This is a genomic window from Nostoc sp., assembly GCF_036917575.1.
In the GTDB taxonomy this organism is placed as follows: Bacteria; Cyanobacteriota; Cyanobacteriia; order Cyanobacteriales; family Nostocaceae; genus Nostoc.
On record NZ_JBALDC010000027.1, the window covers coordinates 25,071 to 41,947 of the forward strand.

At 40.1% G+C, this 16,877-nt stretch carries 12 protein-coding genes and 1 pseudogene; 8 read left to right on the forward strand and 5 right to left on the reverse strand.

The genetic code is table 11. The annotated features are described in order from the left end of the window. Positions 1 to 126: 126 nt before the first annotated feature. From V7K79_RS06275 to V7K79_RS06290, 4 genes and pseudogenes are all read right to left on the reverse strand, one after another. Positions 127 to 1,362 (reverse strand): annotated as a pseudogene (locus V7K79_RS06275) (glycosyltransferase family 4 protein); the annotation flags it as partial. A 999-nt stretch (positions 1,363 to 2,361) separates the two neighbouring features. After that, a complete protein-coding gene (locus V7K79_RS06280; protein WP_335045726.1) occupies positions 2,362 to 2,934 on the reverse strand; it encodes a Uma2 family endonuclease in 573 nt (190 codons plus the stop codon). Positions 2,935 to 3,201: 267 nt separating this feature from the next. After that, a complete protein-coding gene (gene recQ, locus V7K79_RS06285; protein WP_335045728.1) occupies positions 3,202 to 5,358 on the reverse strand; it encodes a DNA helicase RecQ in 2,157 nt (718 codons plus the stop codon). A gap of 404 nt (positions 5,359 to 5,762) precedes the next feature. Then, the gene (locus V7K79_RS06290; protein ID WP_335045730.1) at positions 5,763 to 7,964 is read right to left on the reverse strand and encodes a PAS domain S-box protein; all 2,202 of its coding nucleotides are present in this window, start codon (positions 7,962 to 7,964) and stop codon (positions 5,763 to 5,765) included. Positions 7,965 to 8,564: 600 nt separating this feature from the next. On the opposite strand from V7K79_RS06290, the gene V7K79_RS06295 reads away from it, so the two are divergent. The 7 genes from V7K79_RS06295 (at position 8,565) to V7K79_RS06325 (ending at position 15,634) form a co-directional block, all read left to right on the forward strand. After that, the gene (locus V7K79_RS06295; protein ID WP_335045733.1) at positions 8,565 to 9,341 is read left to right on the forward strand and encodes a DUF4198 domain-containing protein; all 777 of its coding nucleotides are present in this window, start codon (positions 8,565 to 8,567) and stop codon (positions 9,339 to 9,341) included. A gap of 550 nt (positions 9,342 to 9,891) precedes the next feature. After that, positions 9,892 to 11,235: an adenylosuccinate synthase gene (locus V7K79_RS06300; protein WP_335045736.1), complete on the forward strand. Its 1,344-nt coding sequence runs from the start codon at positions 9,892 to 9,894 to the stop codon at positions 11,233 to 11,235. A gap of 80 nt (positions 11,236 to 11,315) precedes the next feature. Then, positions 11,316 to 11,939 (forward strand): 50S ribosomal protein L25/general stress protein Ctc, encoded by a 624-nt coding sequence (locus tag V7K79_RS06305; protein WP_335045739.1) that lies wholly within the window; start codon positions 11,316 to 11,318, stop codon positions 11,937 to 11,939. Positions 11,940 to 12,012: 73 nt separating this feature from the next. Continuing rightward, positions 12,013 to 13,542, forward strand: coding sequence for a bifunctional aminoglycoside phosphotransferase/ATP-binding protein (locus V7K79_RS06310; protein WP_335045741.1), 1,530 nt, complete (start codon positions 12,013 to 12,015; stop codon positions 13,540 to 13,542). 85 nt (positions 13,543 to 13,627) lie between these two features. Then, positions 13,628 to 14,134 carry a hypothetical protein gene (locus tag V7K79_RS06315; RefSeq protein ID WP_335045742.1) on the forward strand — a complete coding sequence of 169 codons (507 nt, stop codon included), beginning with the start codon at positions 13,628 to 13,630 and terminating at the stop codon, positions 14,132 to 14,134. Between the two features lie 145 nt (positions 14,135 to 14,279). Further along, positions 14,280 to 15,071 carry a YdcF family protein gene (locus V7K79_RS06320; RefSeq protein WP_335045745.1) on the forward strand — a complete coding sequence of 264 codons (792 nt, stop codon included), beginning with the start codon at positions 14,280 to 14,282 and terminating at the stop codon, positions 15,069 to 15,071. 341 nt (positions 15,072 to 15,412) lie between these two features. Next, positions 15,413 to 15,634, forward strand: coding sequence for a hypothetical protein (locus V7K79_RS06325; RefSeq protein WP_335045747.1), 222 nt, complete (start codon positions 15,413 to 15,415; stop codon positions 15,632 to 15,634). A gap of 5 nt (positions 15,635 to 15,639) precedes the next feature. Here V7K79_RS06325 and V7K79_RS06330 read toward each other — a convergent pair whose 3' ends face one another. After that, on the reverse strand, positions 15,640 to 15,861 hold the full coding sequence (locus tag V7K79_RS06330; protein WP_335045848.1) for a ferredoxin-thioredoxin reductase variable chain: 222 nt from the start codon (positions 15,859 to 15,861) through the stop codon (positions 15,640 to 15,642). Between the two features lie 455 nt (positions 15,862 to 16,316). On the opposite strand from V7K79_RS06330, the gene V7K79_RS06335 reads away from it, so the two are divergent. Beyond that, the gene (locus V7K79_RS06335) at positions 16,317 to 16,874 is read left to right on the forward strand and encodes a hypothetical protein (RefSeq protein ID WP_335045749.1); all 558 of its coding nucleotides are present in this window, start codon (positions 16,317 to 16,319) and stop codon (positions 16,872 to 16,874) included. The last annotated feature ends 3 nt before the right edge of the window (positions 16,875 to 16,877 follow it).

Sequence of the window (16,877 nt, forward strand, 5' to 3'; positions counted from 1 at the left end):
CAAAACTGGTTCTTTTGCTGCTGATTGCACTAGTTCTGTGGTTGAGTGTACTAATTCTTTTGCTGCTGATTGCACTAGTTCTGTGGTTGAGTGTACTAGTTCTTTTGCTGTTGATGCTACTGTTTGTGGCTGCAACAGTTGGGTGTAAAGTTCACTCAGTTGATTTGCGACACCATCCCAGCTAAACTTAGTTTCGACGCGCTCTCTACCAGCTTTACCCAATTCATCTCGCCATTCTGGATTTAAGAGAATTCGATCAATAGCAGATGCAAAAGCCTCTACATCTTGTGGTGGAGCTAATAAACCAGTTTCTTCATTAACTACAGTAAACTGAAGTCCGCCGACATCACTTGCTACCACTGGTGTACCGCTTGCCATTGCTTCGGTCGCCACGAGTCCAAAGGGTTCGTAGTGACTGGGAACAACGCAAACATCGGCAGCAGCGTAATAAGTTGGTAAAATATCTTGACTTAAACGACCAGCAAAGGTGGTAAAGTCGCTCATTCCCAATTCGTTGACGATTTGCTCAATGCGATCGCGCTCAATTCCGTCGCTGTTACCTGGAGTACTACCACCACCAATGATTAGCTGGAGATTGTTGGAGTCACGTAGCTCAGACTCATTTAATGCCCGTACCAAGGTTTCTATACCTTTGCGTTGGTCAAAGCGTCCTACATATAATACAACTTTAGCTTCTTTGTCAATTCCCAATTCAGCCCTGGCTGCTTCTCGTGCAATCGAACCAAATCGCTGAATATCTGTACCACAGGGAATAATGTCGATATTACCTTTTGTAGAAACTAGCGATCGCATGTGTTCTTTTTCTTGCGGACTCGTCGCGACAATTCGATTTGCATTTTCCAACACCTGTTTTTCCACTGCTAATCGCTGACTAGCAATCAAAGGAATATTTTCTATAGTGTTATACTTTACTGCTCCTAAGGAGTGGTAGGTGTGAACCTGTTTACTCTTTTGGATTTTATTTAGCTGCATCCCCACCCAACTAGAGAGCCAATAGTTAGTGTGAACCAATTCGTATGTAATTTCGTTTTTTTCTTGAAATTTAAGGAAATTATCGATAAATTCTGGTAAATATTCAAAAATATCATCTCGCGGCACAAACTCAAGGGGGCCAGCTTTTAAACGAATGGTTCGACAATTGTTGCTATGTTCAACTATTAAATCTTGCTCTAGACTCACTTTGCGGGTAAACATATCAACTTGCCATCCTAGTTGCGCTAGTGCTTCACCCACGTGGCGCACATAAACATTTTGTCCCCCAGCTTCTTCTTTTCCTATTTCAATCGCTGGGTCTCCGTGAACGGAAATCAAGGCGATACGTTTTTCGGTGGTAGAGTTCATAGTTTGTGTGTTGCTGATTTTAACAAAGTTTTGGATCGTTCCAAGCTCGTGTATAGCACACTTGGATGAATTGTTTAGGAACTTTGATTTTTATTGATTTTAGTTTATGATGTCTAATTTTTTTTTACATCCTCTGTCAGAAGTAGACTTTTAGGTTAAATACAAATATTTAGTTTCTTGAGATATAGGATATTGTTATATCCGTATCTCATACTTTTGATAGATCAAATGAGATTTTTTCATTTATCTTTAGCTCTAATTCCATAGATATGGCAATTTTAATTTTCTCTCTACCTAGAGACTGATTTGCCTAACTTGTGTAAGGATGTATCTGATGAGTGAATAGGGGGTTTGACCCCCTAAGACATTTCCGAACAGGAAGTCAAAAAACATAAAAAGTAGAGTTATGACTTAGATGTTTTCAAAAATCAAATCGGCTTACTACGGGACTCGTATCGGATTTTTGAACAAGATTTAAAATAAAACCCTTATCATACAGGCTTTTCAATCTCACGAGGTTTTCAGAAATTAAATCAAAGTCCAATATCAATATATTTATTTAGCTTATATTCTCTAAAAGAAATCTAAATTCTGTTTTTACGCAATTATACTGATTTTGATTCAAACTAATAAATATAGTCACCACCAATTTTCAAACGGAGAAGATTGATATATGAGTTTGATAGATGGTATATTTTTGACAATATTAAATACTGTAGCCTGTCTGGCACTGCCTAAGCTGCTATCTATAATTCTGTCTGCCAAAAGCCAAAATACTGTACCTTTAGCGTCTACGCTTACATCACAAGACTCTAACTCGAAAATACCCAGTTTCTCTTAATATAAACTGATGCTCTTATAGATATCACCTTGATGAGGAGAAAACTTAGTTATTGGTGCAAGGCGATATCTAAACAATAAATTATACACATTTTGTTTTGGGAAAAGAATGAGAGTTAATCCGCTACTTGAGACTTGTTTTTCCATTTAAGCTAAAATTTATACAGGAAAAAACTGGTCTATAGTACAGCTAAAACCAGGCAATAGCGGAGAGATGAGATTATCATTACTAAATAAGGTTACTACCAAATTAAGTTGACTTTGTTCGCGCCGATAAATCTCTAGTTTACGCGATCGCCAATCAGCAATCCAATATTCTTTTACTCCTCTGGAAGAATAAAGTTTAAGTTTAGCTTCCTTATCTCGTCTTAAGTCTTCCTTGCTAGCAGACAAAACCTCGACTACTAAATCTGGTGCGCCAGTTAAATGTCCCGCTTCATCCAATGTAAGCGCCAAGGTTTCTTTAGTAGCCCAAACTACATCAGGAATCACATTATCTGATTCTGAAAACAAAACACCGGGATTGATTACAGCTTCTCCTAAACCAGTAGACTCTGACCAAACATCAAGCTGCCGAAAAATCTTGCCACAAGTTTGCTGATGTTTAAAGTGAGGTGCCCTGGTCATAAATAATTCTCCATCAACTATCTCGTAGCGCGTCCCTTCATTTTCTGCAAATAGTTCTATATCGTGAATTGTCCAGCGTACTCCTGTATTAAGCATCTGACTCATTAGCTAACTCCTTTAATCTGGCTTTTGTGTATAGCGTTTCTTGTTTGTATGAAATACACTCTGATTTCTCTTAAAAGGAAAGAGGCTTTGATGAATCTCACTCCCCAACGCTAGTAGGGAAGGAGTTGGGGTTAGGTCTGTATTATACTCAACCCAGAAGCGTTATATTTTAATCATAAGATTTAAGTTTAGTTTCCTTATCTAGTTTTTCAAAAAATAAATATATGAGCCATTGTTTTGTTTTTATTCCTTGTCCTAAGCAAATTATCACTTGCGATTTTCGCGCCGCCACTTACTCCGTACTAAGCGAATTTCATCAAAACTGTAGCTTTCACCTAGTTGTTCTTTAATGGGAGTCAAGGAAATGTCACCGAGTACTTCTAAAACTTGCCAAATTTTTTGTTGATGTTCTATAGGTACTAATTGATTTAAATCAACTGGCTGATTTTTTTCAATAAGTTTTTCTAGATGATTGCTAACTGTTGCCGGACTAAGATTACGTTTTTGGGCAATTTGAGCAATATTTAAACCTTGTTGATGTAATTGTAATGTCTGCAATTCAGTGTAGGAAGCTGAGTTGGGAAATGATCCGGAAGTAGCAGATTTATCTTGCAAACCTTTTTCTTGGCGGTAAGCGCGAATTTCTGTAAGAAACTTTTCGCCATATTGAGCGAGTTTGTGACTACCTACACCTGAAAGTTTGGCAAATTCAACTAAAGTTTGGGGTTGCACCTGTACCATCAATTTTAAAGTGGAATCGTGGAAGATAACGTAAGGTGGTACAGATTGCTCATCAGCCAATTGTTTACGTAGCGATCGCAACTTCTGTAATAATATTTCTGCAACTTCCGCTTTTTCACTCTCTGGTTCCCAAGTAATCTTTTGAACTGTGGTTACAGCTAGCGAAACTGTGCGTTGTTTTCGCATTACTTGCCAACTTAAAGCATTTAGTTTTAAAACTGAGTAACCATCGCTAGTTTGTTCTATGAACCCTTGATGTAAAAGCGATCGCCCCAACATTCGCCATTCATCTACAGTTCTATCTTTACCGATACCGTAGGTAGAAAGTTTATCGTGTTCGTATTGGATAATTTTGTCTTTTTTTGCCCCCCGCAACACATCAATTATGTGTAGCATCCCAAATCTTTCTTTACAACGCGCCACACAAGATAAAAACTTCATGGCTTCAATTGTCCAATCTTGCATGGGTTTGGGATGACGACAATTGTCACAGTTATCACAATTCCCCGCAAACCTTTCGCCAAAGTAACCTAGTTGAATCGTTCGCCGACAATCAGTACCTTCAGCGTAATCGATCATTTGTCGCAGTTGTTGTTTAGCAATCAACTGTTCTTGAGGATCAGCTTTTTGATCGATGCTCCATTCAATTGTTTTAACATCACCAAAGCTGAAAAAGATTGTACATCGAGATGGTTCTCCGTCTCTCCCGGCTCTACCCGATTCTTGATAATAGCTTTCTAGATTTCTAGGCAGATCAAAGTGAACTACCAAACGCACATCAGGTTTATTTATTCCCATTCCAAAGGCGATTGTTGCCACCATCACCCGAACATCATCTCGAATAAACCGCGTTTGATTATTACTACGTTCTTCATCAGTTAATCCGGCATGATAAGGCAAAACAACAACTTTATCATTTTGGAGTTTAAAAGTGAGTTCATCAACTTTTTTACGAGTTAAACAATAAATAATTGTTGAACCTTCAGTTTCTCGAATTAGTTCCAACAATTCAGCATAAGCATATTTAGTTTTAGGACGAACTTCGTAATAAAGATTTTGACGATTAAAACTAGCAAGATGGATGCTAGGTTGCTTTAGCCCTAGTTGTTGAATAATATCATTACGGACGCGATCGGTTGCTGTAGCGGTGAGGGCGACGGTAGGAACAGCAGGATAGCGTTTGCGCAGAGATTTTAACTGGCGGTATTCTGGACGAAAATCGTGTCCCCATTCCGAAACGCAGTGTGCTTCATCAATAGCAAAGCTAGAAATACCAATTTTTTCTTTAACTAAATCAAGAAACGGCAGAAACCTTTCACTGAGGAGACGTTCTGGGGCGACATAGAGTAATTTTACTTTACCGTTGAGGATGGCTTCTTCCCGCGATCGCACTTTGTAAGCATTCAAACTGCTATTAAGAAATGTCGCATTAATATTATTATTTCGCAGTGCTTCTACTTGGTCTTGCATCAAAGCAATTAACGGCGACACCACTACCGTTAGTCCATTTTTTAACAATGCTGGTAGCTGAAAACATAAAGATTTCCCCCCACCAGTCGGCATCACAACCATTAAATCTCGATTTTGCAGCGCATCTTCGATAATTTGCCGTTGTCCAGGGCGGAATTGGTCATAACCAAAGTGATATTTTAACGCTTGTTCGAGATGGGGATACTGAAGCATAGCGATCGCTTTTTCGAGGCCGTTCTGTGTGGGTAGTTATTGAAGATATCAGGATTTTAACTCACATCATCGGCAGCTTTGGTCAGACTTGCGTTTCTGTTTGCCATCCTACTAAATCAAATCATCATACATGAGCGATGTCTACAACGGGCTTTGACAAAAAGTTTTAGCAATACCCAATCTACAAAGACTAGTTCGGTAGCCTTTGCATACGGGTAAAGCTTAAGCTAAAAACGTCAAGGCAGAAGCTCCTACAGCCTGCGCGAAACACGGAAACGTCAAGACAGAAGCTCTTACAGCCTGCGCGAAACACGGAAACGTCAAAGCAGAAGTTGCTACAGCGAAAACAGAAGCTCTTACAGCCTGCGCGAAACATGAAAACGTCAAAGCAGAAGCTCTGTTGTTTAGCCATCTTTTATAACTGATTCCAATTGTTGAGACAGCGAATGTGTGTCTTTGAATGTTGAGGCAGGCAAGTAGACTGTGAATTGAGTACCTCTGTTTACTTGACTGTAAACATTGACAAAACCACCGTGATTCTTAATAATACCCAACGCTGTCGAAAGTCCTAAACCTGTACCTTTACCTACTTCTTTGGTGGTAAAAAATGGTTCAAAAATCATTTGCTGGACTTCTGACGACATCCCCATACCAGTATCCGTCACGACGAGCGCAATATAAGAACCCACTTTCGCATCAATGTTTATCTGAGCAGAATGTTCGCCAATCACTAGATTTTCCGCCGCAATCCTCAGAATACCGCCATTGGGCATAGCGTCGCGGGCGTTGATTACTAAGTTTATCAATACCTGATGTAGTTGAGTTATGTCTCCACGAACGTACCAGAGATTTTTAGGGATATCTATCTGGCAAATAATGGATTTAGGAAATGTTTGAGCGATAATTTGCTCAATCTCTGCCATCAAAGGCTGAATTTGCACAGTTGTCTGTTTATCTTCAATACCCCGTGCAAAAGATAACACTTGTTTGAGCAAATTAGCGCCGCGTTTGACATTATTTTCTAAAGTTTGCAGTATTTGCTGACTCTGTGAATCGGGCAATTTCTTCTGCAACAGTTGAACTGACATTAAAATTGGCGATAGGATGTTGTTGAGGTCATGAGCGATACCGCCAGCTAAAGTACCGATACTCTCCAAACGTTGCGATCGCAGAAGTTGAGCTTCTAGTTGTTTGTGCTGCGTAATCTCAGTGTTCACACTCAAAATGGATTTGGGTTGTCCATTATCATCTCGGATCAGTGTCCACCGACTTTCAACGATAATTATTTTGCCTTCCCTTGTCAGTTGATGCAACTCACCCCGCCACTCACCCGTATTCATCACCTTCAAGTAAGCATCTTCTAGCTGTGGTGAAATCTCTTTATATAAAAGTTGTAAAACATTCTTACCCACAACTTCCTCAGCTTTCCAGCCATATAGACGTTCACCACCTTTATTCCAAAATAAGATTTGGTTGTGGATATTTCGCACCAGTATCGCATCAGTTGATACATCCAACAGCGCTGCTTGTTCGCGGATTTTCTGTTCTGCCTGTTTTCGCTGGGTTATATCTCGTGTCAGTGCCAAATGCATGAAAGTGCCATCAGATTCGTTACGCAGTGGTACAGCATGAGTTTCCAGGTAGCGGCGAGTGCCTTTAAATCCCACGATTTCAAACTCCAAAGTTCCCTTACTACCTTGACAGACATTTTTATGCAAGTCGGCAAAGGCGGCTTTATACTCTGGCACAATTACGGCATCAACTGGTTTACCAATCAAGATATCAGCACTTTCTACTTCCATCATTGCCAACCCTTCTGCATTAATTTCTAAAAGGGTGCTATCTCTGGCAATTAACTGGATGCATTCTGGTTCTGCATCTATCATGGCTCGTAAACGATTTTCGCTTTGGCGTAGGGCCAATTCTGTCTGCTGAAGTTGCCTGATATAACGCCACAACAAATGATATAGCAGCATCACCAGCACTAAATCCACAATCGCAGCGATAAAAAATATCACTATCGCCTTTTGGGAATTTGCTTGTGACTGCTGCATTCCCTGCTGTAATAAATTTTTATCTACCTTCAAAGAGTCGTTAATCAGTTGTTGAATCTCTTTACCAATTTGCTTATCATTATCAGATAATATTTGCTGCCGAACTGCTTCTAATCCTTGATTTTTTCTGAGGTAAATCTCTTGTTGTAAAATGTTGAGTCTGTTGGTAATTTTCGGCTCTAGCAAGGCAATCCACTGCTGCTTTTGATGGTTATTGGCAGTTAAGCTTTTGAGAATCTGAATATTGCTATTTGTTTGTTGAGCGGCTGCAATATAAGTTTGTAGGTCATCTGCATCTGCTGTAATTAAGAAACTACGTTGTGCAATTTCAGTATCTTTGAGTGTATATTGGATATTTTCAATTTGGGTAATAATTTTATAGGAATATGTTAGCCATTGCTGGTTGTGAATCAGCTTTACAGTGTTGCTATATGAAACTACAGCATTAGTAAATACAACTGCCAATGCTAGGACAAATATTGCTTTCAGTTTTTGGACTCGATACCATTTTTTGCTCATGCGATCGCCCTTTCTGCCGCAGATGCCCTCCATCAGTTAAAATTAAAGATTAAAAACAAATACTGAGAATATTTGAAGGATTTTGATAACACGGGTAACAAAATTCAATCTATTATGGTTGTAAATCTCTGAATTGTTAAATATGATAATTTATACAGAATATTTACAAATAAATCCGCTCATTTTTAATATAAATTCATTTTTAGCCGTAGTGTTGGCAATATAGTTCGGATCGGATAATTTGCCTATCTATAATATTTGCAGAGACTTTGCAATGCAACATATTTTGTTGAGAATTTTAATTAACCGCAAAATCATAGGGATTTCCTGATTGGTACTAATTCCCCAGTCAGGCAGGCAAAGGTGGGTCAATTATCGGCTACCCAGTTATCTCCCGGTTTTGCAGCCAAGTTATTCACGATAGCCACGATAGCACAGATTAGCATTTTCTTTGTTTGTGCAACAAGGCTATTTATTGTAAATAAATATTGTATCACTGTTAACAATAGATACTTTTTTAAAAATCAATATTTATTATTTAAAATTATCTTAATAAATATCCCTTATGGGGGGATTGTTATACATCAAGTATTATGTTTTTAATTACTTATTACCTGATTTATGACAATTTAGATGTTTACTAAAACTTGGAAACAATTTCTATTAGCGGTGGCAGTTTTACCTTTAATTATTCAGCCCGCCTCAGCACACGTTATCTGGTTTGACTACAAAAGCGGAGAATATAATCTCTTATTTGGTCATCCAGAAGAAGGCCCAGAACCTTACCCAATATCTAAATTTAAGCAAGCTACTGCTTATAATACTATTAGGCAGGAAGTTCCATTTAATATTAACCAGAAAGAAGATGGATTATCTCTCACTCCTAATAGTCAAATTGCAGCCTTAACTGGATTTTTTGATAATGGCTATTATGCGAGGATATCTGACGATGAATATCGCAGTATTTCCGAGCAGGAAATTGGGCAATATCAAGACGTAGGCCATTACCTGAAATATACAAAAGCTCTTTATGATTGGTCTGAGACTCTGGCTAAACCATTCAATTTACCATTAGAAATCGTATCCTTGCAAAATCCTCTTGCAGTCAAAGCAGGAGATAACTTAAAAGTTCAAGTTCTTTATGAAGGAAAACAAATTCCAGATGTTACAGTAGAATACTTGGGTAAAATAATAACCGGAGATCAAGACGGTATCTTTTCCATTCCCATCGGTGAGGGAGGATTACAACAAGTTGAAGCTAGTTATACGGTTGAGTCGGCTACAAACCCTAAACTTTCTTACGAAACTAGTTTGACAGCACAAAAAATTTCTGTTCCCGAACCATCAGCATTAATTGCTCTTGGCGTAGTGGGATTACTAACATTACGCAAAAAAAAGTTTTTAATTTGAACTTAGTGGAAAAAGTCAGATTTTGGATGGGCTGCTTTATCACTTACATCTTACTTAAATACAGGTAAGCAAGAGTATGCTGCCCAATTCATCCTAACCCTCTGGTGTTCAATCTTACTGCTATAGCAATCCTATTTGAGTCGTGAAAATTTTGTTGTGGTTATCCTTGGTCTTTTGTTATTTGCAATTTTCTTAGGACTAATGACTAATGACTCATGGCAGGCAACTCCAAAAATATTTCACAAATGATTTAGGACTGCTATAGTGAGCCACTACAAGGCAATAATCAAAAAAATTTCAGTTTTATTGAGGCGTTAATTTGTGTTGGTTATCACAATCCTCTTTAAATGACATTCAATAACCTTATAAATTTTTATAGTTATTTAGATAATTTGGGAATCCTTTTTAGTTTTTATTAGTAAATAATATGCGTTTGCCTTGCTCATCCCCCAATGTACAGATGTGGCCCCTACTGTAAGAAGCTTGACATGATTCAAGCAATATGTTAATAATAATAGTTTGTGGAAACTTTACTTCTTAAGATAAGCTCTTGGCTAACGTCATTGTCATAGGTGCCCAATGGGGCGATGAAGGAAAAGGTAAAATAACTGACTTACTCAGCCGTTCCGCAGATGTTGTGGTGCGTTACCAAGGGGGTGTCAATGCTGGACACACGATTGTAGTTAAAAGTCAGACCTTTAAACTGCACTTGATTCCCTCTGGGATTTTGTATCCAAACACCGATTGCATTATCGGCTGTGGAACAGTCATCGATCCACAGATTTTGATCGCAGAACTCGACCAACTAAAAGAATTAAATATTTCCACTGACCACCTGCTGATATCTGAGACAGCCCACGTAACGATGCCTTATCATCGATTGATTGACCAAGCATCTGAAGAACGACGGGGAAGCTATAAGATCGGCACAACAGGTCGGGGCATTGGGCCGACTTATGCTGACAAATCTGAACGTATAGGCATTCGAGTCTTAGACTTGATGAACCCGGATGGGCTGCGCGAGCAGTTGGAGTGGACGATTAATTATAAAAACGTCATTTTAGAAAAGCTTTACAACTTGCCGCCTCTAGATCCACAAGAGGTGATTGAGCAGTATTTGGGGTATGCAGAACGCTTGCGGCCTTACGTTGTTGATACATCGTTGAAAATATCCGATGCAATTTGGCGACGGCGCAATATTTTGTTTGAAGGCGCACAAGGTACGCTTCTAGACTTAGATCATGGAACTTATCCATACGTCACTTCCTCTAACCCGGTAGCGGGTGGGGCTTGTGTTGGTACTGGGGTAGGCCCGACAATGATTGATCGAGTAATCGGGGTGTCGAAAGCCTATACAACTCGTGTGGGAGAGGGGCCATTTCCCACTGAATTGGATGGAAAGTTAGGAGAATTATTGTGCGATCGCGGTGCGGAATTTGGCACAACTACCGGACGCAAACGGCGCTGTGGCTGGTTTGATGCCGTCATCGGTCGCTATGCGGTACGAATTAACGGCATGGATTGTATGGCGCTCACCAAACTGGATGTTCTCGATGAATTAGAGGAAATCAAAGTTTGTGTTGCATATAACATAGATGGTCAACGCAGCGAACACTTCCCCACAAGTTCTCGTCAATTTGCTAGATGTCGCCCCATCTACAAAACCTTACCAGGATGGAAAGTATCAACAACTGACTGCCGCGCTCTGGAAGACTTACCACAAGCAGCATTGGACTATCTAAAATTCTTAGCCGAATTGATGGAAGTTCCGATCGCGATCGTCTCGCTAGGAGCCAGCCGCGATCAGACCATAATCGTAGAAGACCCCATCCACGGGCCCAAACGTGCTTTATTGCACGCCGACGGTACACCTGCGACCCTACTTAGTGCTTAGTGAGTGCTGTTAGCAAAAGCGGGGCGTTTAGCCCGTGCTGAGTACTAGGATTTAATGACAACTGACAAAGGACAACTTTTATGGCTATTACAGTCGAATCTCAAAAACGTCCAGAAGGCAGCAAGCCAAAAGCTTTGCGCCGTTCTGGACTCATACCTGCCAATTTGTATGGTCATAAGGGTACAGAATCCATTTCTTTCACCATTGATGCCAAAGCTGTTGAGCGCTTGCTCAAAAGAGCTTCCGTCAACAACACCTTGATTGATTTAAATATTACCGATGCACCTTGGCGCGGTAATACCTTGCTACGGGAACTTCAGATTCATCCCGGAAAAGGTACGCCTTACCACCTCAGCTTTTTTGCAGTTGCTGGTCACGGCGACACCACTGTAGAAGTACCTCTGCGTTATGTGGGAACTGCTGTTGGTGTTAAACAAGAAGGTGGTTTTTTAGACACTGTTATCACTGAGTTGCAAGTCAGCTGTGCGCCAGAAAATATCCCGGAAATAATTGAAATTGATGTCTCTGATCTGAAAATCGGAGACAGCTTGCGTGTTCAAGAGCTAATCTTGCCTCAAGGTGTCACAGTTCTTGGTGATCCGGAGCGAGTCGTAGTTAGCGTCTCGCAGCCGCAAATCAGCGCTGCTGCTGAGGATGAAGCTGAGGCTGAGTTAGAGAGTGAAACAACCTCTGAAGCTACGTAAGTGTGTAATAATTTTTGATGATACCAGGGGGAAACTCCTGGTTTTTTTGTATTTGAACCCGCAGAGCAAAGAGATGACACAAGCAACTCTTCCAGCTTTTATTGAACAAATGTTGCAGACGGGATTTTATCCTCATTCGGTAACAGAACCCATTCAACTGATTCAAACCCACATTTCTTATGTGGTGCTTACTGGAGATTACGCCTATAAACTGAAAAAACCTGTAAATTTTGGCTTTTTGGACTTTTCCACCTTAGATAAGCGGCAGCATTTTTGTCAGGAAGAGTTACGCTTAAATCAGCGGGGTGCTGGTGAACTGTATTTAGAAGTTTTGCCCATAACTTTGGTAGGGGAGCAATACCAGTTAGGGGGAACTGTTGAGCCTGTAGAATATACGCTGAAGATGCGTCAGTTTCCTGATGAGTCGCTATTAAGTACACTGTTTGAACAGGGTAAGTTAAATGAGACACTCCTAGATGAGTTGGGACGTGTGGTTGCTCAATATCATGCCGAAGCACAGACGAATGATTACATTCGCACTTTTGGCGAAGTGCCAAATGTTCAAGCTGCCTTTGATGAAAATTATCAGCAAACTGAGAAGTATATTGGCGGCCCCCAGACTCAGGCGCAATTTACACAAACAAAGCAATATACAGATAACTTTTTTGCCGAACGTCCAGAATTATTTGCTAGCAGAATTGACAACAATTATATTCGTGAATGTCACGGAGACTTACACCTAAGAAATATTGCCCTGTGGCACGATAAAATTTTATTGTTTGATTGCATTGAATTTAATGAACCGTTTCGCTTTGTCGATGTGATGTACGATGTGGCGTTTACGGTGATGGATTTGTCAGCTCGCCAGCGTCAAGACTTGGGTAATGCGTTTTTGAATGCCTATATAGAGCAAACTGGAGACTGGGAAGGCTTACAAGTGTTGCCCTTATATTTAAGTCGTCAGGCTTATGTCCGGGCTAAGGTGACATCATTTTTGCTAGATGATCCGAGTGTACCTGCGACAGCAAAGGAAGAAGCGACAAAAACGGCTGCTGATTATTACAAACAGGCTTGGGAATACACTAAACCAAACTTGGGACAACTAATTTTGATGTCAGGGTTGTCGGGTTCTGGTAAAAGTACCACAGCCAGGTTTTTAGCACGTCAACAAGGAGCGATTCACCTGCGTTCTGATGCGGTGCGGAAGCATTTAGGGGGAATTCCTTTGTGGGAAAAGGGTGGCGATGATTTGTATACACCAGAGATGACCGAGAAAACTTATACACGGCTGTTGTCATTGGGGATTATCCTGGCTAAACAAGGTTTTTTGGTAATTTTAGATGCCAAGTATGATAAACAACAATTACGGCAAGAAGCGATCGCTCAAGCTACAAAGCATCAACTCCCCCTTCAGATTATCCAATGCACAGCACCGCTTGAAGTTCTAAAAGAGCGTTTGAACAATCGCACTGGTGATATTGCTGATGCCACCGCCGATTTATTAGACTCACAAATCAAACAAGCTGAACCTTTCACTGAAGAGGAACAACCTTATGTAAAGATTTGGGATACAACTCAACCACAACAGGCACAATTAAAATAATTTGTAATTCGTAATTCGTAATTCGTAATTGAATTGAAAATTACAAATTATAAATTAGTAATTAGTTAAATAAGTTTTTTATTTTATGGCAGACAAAAAGAACGACTTATTCAGTATTTCTCCCAGTTTCTTTTCTCAACTATTATTTGGGGCATTTTTAACATTTATATTAATAATGACCGGCTCTGCACCAGCCCTAAGTATCTTCTTAGGAATCATGGGCGGTTTTATCCTAATCTGGATCACGAATATAACCGATAATAGCCCCCAAGCTCCAGCTGTTGCTTCCTCTGATGGTGTTGATGCAGGATTGAAATACTGGTTATTTTTCATGCTGGGCTTTGTATATTTGGGCTATCCAGCACCCATGAGTATTTTACTAGGTGGATTAGGCGCTTTAGCTGGAGGCTGGATTATTGCTTGGTGGGGAAGTAAGGAAGAAACTAGAACTCAGTTGCAAGTTGAAGAGTCAGAAGAAAACGAAGTTGAATCAACAACCGAAAGATTCAACAAACGGCAAAGCAGAAGAGTTGGCCGCCGTTACCGTCGCCCTCCTGGAAGTGGTTTCAATTTCAGGTTTTGGGAAAGGTAGAGAATTGGGGATTAGGGAATGGGGATTGGGAGTTGGGCATAAGGGGCAATGGAGACTAAAAAAGAATTATTTTAATCCTAATTTCTAATCTCTAATCCTCAATCTCTAATTCCAAATCCCCAGTACCCAGTACCCAATCCCCAGTATGTTTTTATATCTCTCCAAATTACTGCCACTATTTTTTTATCCATTAGGATTAGCCTGTGTAAGCTTGGTAGTAGCATTAGTGACTTTGTGGAAACGACCGCAGACTGCGGCGATCGCAATTGCTTTTTCCCTAACTTTATTGCTATTTTGTAGCAATGCTTGGATCGCGAAATCATTAGTGCGATCGCTAGAATGGCAAAATCTTCCATCTACTCAAATACCTAATGCAGAAGCGATTGTGGTTTTGGGTGGCGCAACGAAATCAGCTTTTTTCCCAAGACCTACTGTCGATTTAAGTGAAGCAGGCGATCGCGTCATCTACGCCGCACAACTGTATCGCCAAAAAAAAGCCCCTATAATCATTCTCAGCGGCGGCCGCATTGATTGGCGTGGAAGTGGTTCGCCAGAATCGGCAGATATGGCAACAATACTTACATCTATTGGTATTCCATCTGAGGCGATTATCCAAGAACCTGACTCTCTCAATACTTATCAAAATGCTGTAAATGTCCGCAAAATCTTGTTATCTCGTGGCATCAATCAGATATTATTAGTAACTTCGGCAATGCATTTACCGCGATCGCTTCAGATTTTCCAGCGTCAAGGAATCAGTGCTATTCCTGCACCCACTGACTTTTTAGTTAGTGAGGGTGAATTGCAAGAACTCGGTAGTACTCCCAAAGCCGCTATACTAAATTTATTACCTGATACTGACAATTTACACCAGTTTACCATTGCTCTCAAAGAGTATATTGGTTCTTTAGTTTATCGCTTACACGGTTGGCTTTAATTAAAGTTAGGAGCATCCCACAGGCGGCGCTTGCCACTCGTTATGAATGAAAGAAACAATTCTCCTCTGTGTTTTTACTTTTCACTCCTCACTCCTTACTCAGCACTCAGCACTGTCTATTGAGAGTTGTTAAAAAGTTATAAGTTATAAATTATGAGTTATAGCCGTAGTCAGATATGTTAGGACATAATGACAAGCGTCAATGCTAGAAATAGTAATAGTTCTACCTCCTGCCTCCTTTCTCCAGCATAGCTGCCTCTTGCTATATTAATTAGGAAGTGCGGTAATTAGCTGAATTCAAAACAGACGCGATTAATTACGTCTCTAATACTCTTAATTTTATGTCTAAAAATTTACCTTATATTATTCCAGCTGCTCAACCCCAAGTTGAGGAAGCTTTTGCCTCTTACCAAACAACCCATCAGTTTTACCACGAAGTTCGGTCACGCTCAGAGTTCAAACGTCATTGTGATTGGTATTATACCACAGCAGAACAAAACCGTCAAGACTTGAAAAAAATGCGCGGCGAACTGAATATTTTTCAGTGGTTTCGCCGCCGATAAGCGATTTAGATGATTTCTAACTCATTTTCACGTAAATGGGCTTTAAACTTTTTACTAAACTGGACTAAAATCGGCAGATTAGCGCTTACTGGTCTGTCTCGCCATTGGGTGGTAATAGCTACTACATCGCCTTCTGTGCCTTTGATGTCAAAAGGCTGATTCCGATGTTCAGGATGATGATACACCACTACTGAGTCTATAACGCGGACGCGATCGCCAACTTTCATAACAACATTTACACCTAAAATTTTCTTTTCCACAAGTATCTGCTACAAAATATATGATTAAATCGCTTAGAATTTGATTTAATCAGCTGTTTCTTGACGCTTCATCGGGGTGCAACGGCTTAACCCTCCGCGTCCAGGCACGTCTTAGCAATCCGTGCATACTTTTTTAAGTTTTTTGCCGCGTTAATAAGTATCGCCTATAGCCTTCCTCTTTAACCCAAAAACAGGCAAATGAAAGAAAATCAGGCGATATCGGATGTGCTTAGTACTTTGACAAGATATCTAACCCTTTTATCTTGACTCTAGGATGTTCCCCAGGTCAACTCTCTTCGGAATTTTCGTGTATGGCAGATGCTTTGTTATTGCGATCGCTCCTTTGCGTTTAAAAAAGTAATATTTTTATACTCAAACTGGGTATTACAAATAAATACTTTAGATCGAATAGGTTTTCAAAGATGATTTTAAGCTTTAAAAATACTAGTGCTGTGTGTGCCGTATTTTTATTAGTCAGTGTCAGCAGCTTTCACAAGTTAGCCATCGCCAATATAAACAACCAGTCACAACTGATAGCACAGCAGAGTAAAACTCAGCCACACCCAGTTTTTAAATCTATTCTGCCCAAATTAAAGCAAAAGACTCAGATTAAGATTTTATTGCCGAAGTTTATTCCTGAGTCAGATGGAGAAAATCCGATTTACGCAATTGTAGAAGCTGCTACGCAAAAAAAGTACGAAATTTTACTGGGTTTCAGTCCAGACTGTAATGGTGCTTCTGCCTGTCGTTTAGGCGTTATTTCTGCTGAAGCTATAACCCGTAAAATACCCAGCCTGACTGGGAAACGTGTATCCTTAACTAAGGGAATTACTGGCTATTTTGTAGATTTTACTTGTGGTGCTGGTTGCTCAGATGCTACTTTAACTTGGAGACAACAGGGTGTGCAATATGTTGTGGGGTTGAAAGCAGGCGATCGCACTTCATTAGTAAAAATGGCTAATTCTGCGATTAATCCCTAGCTA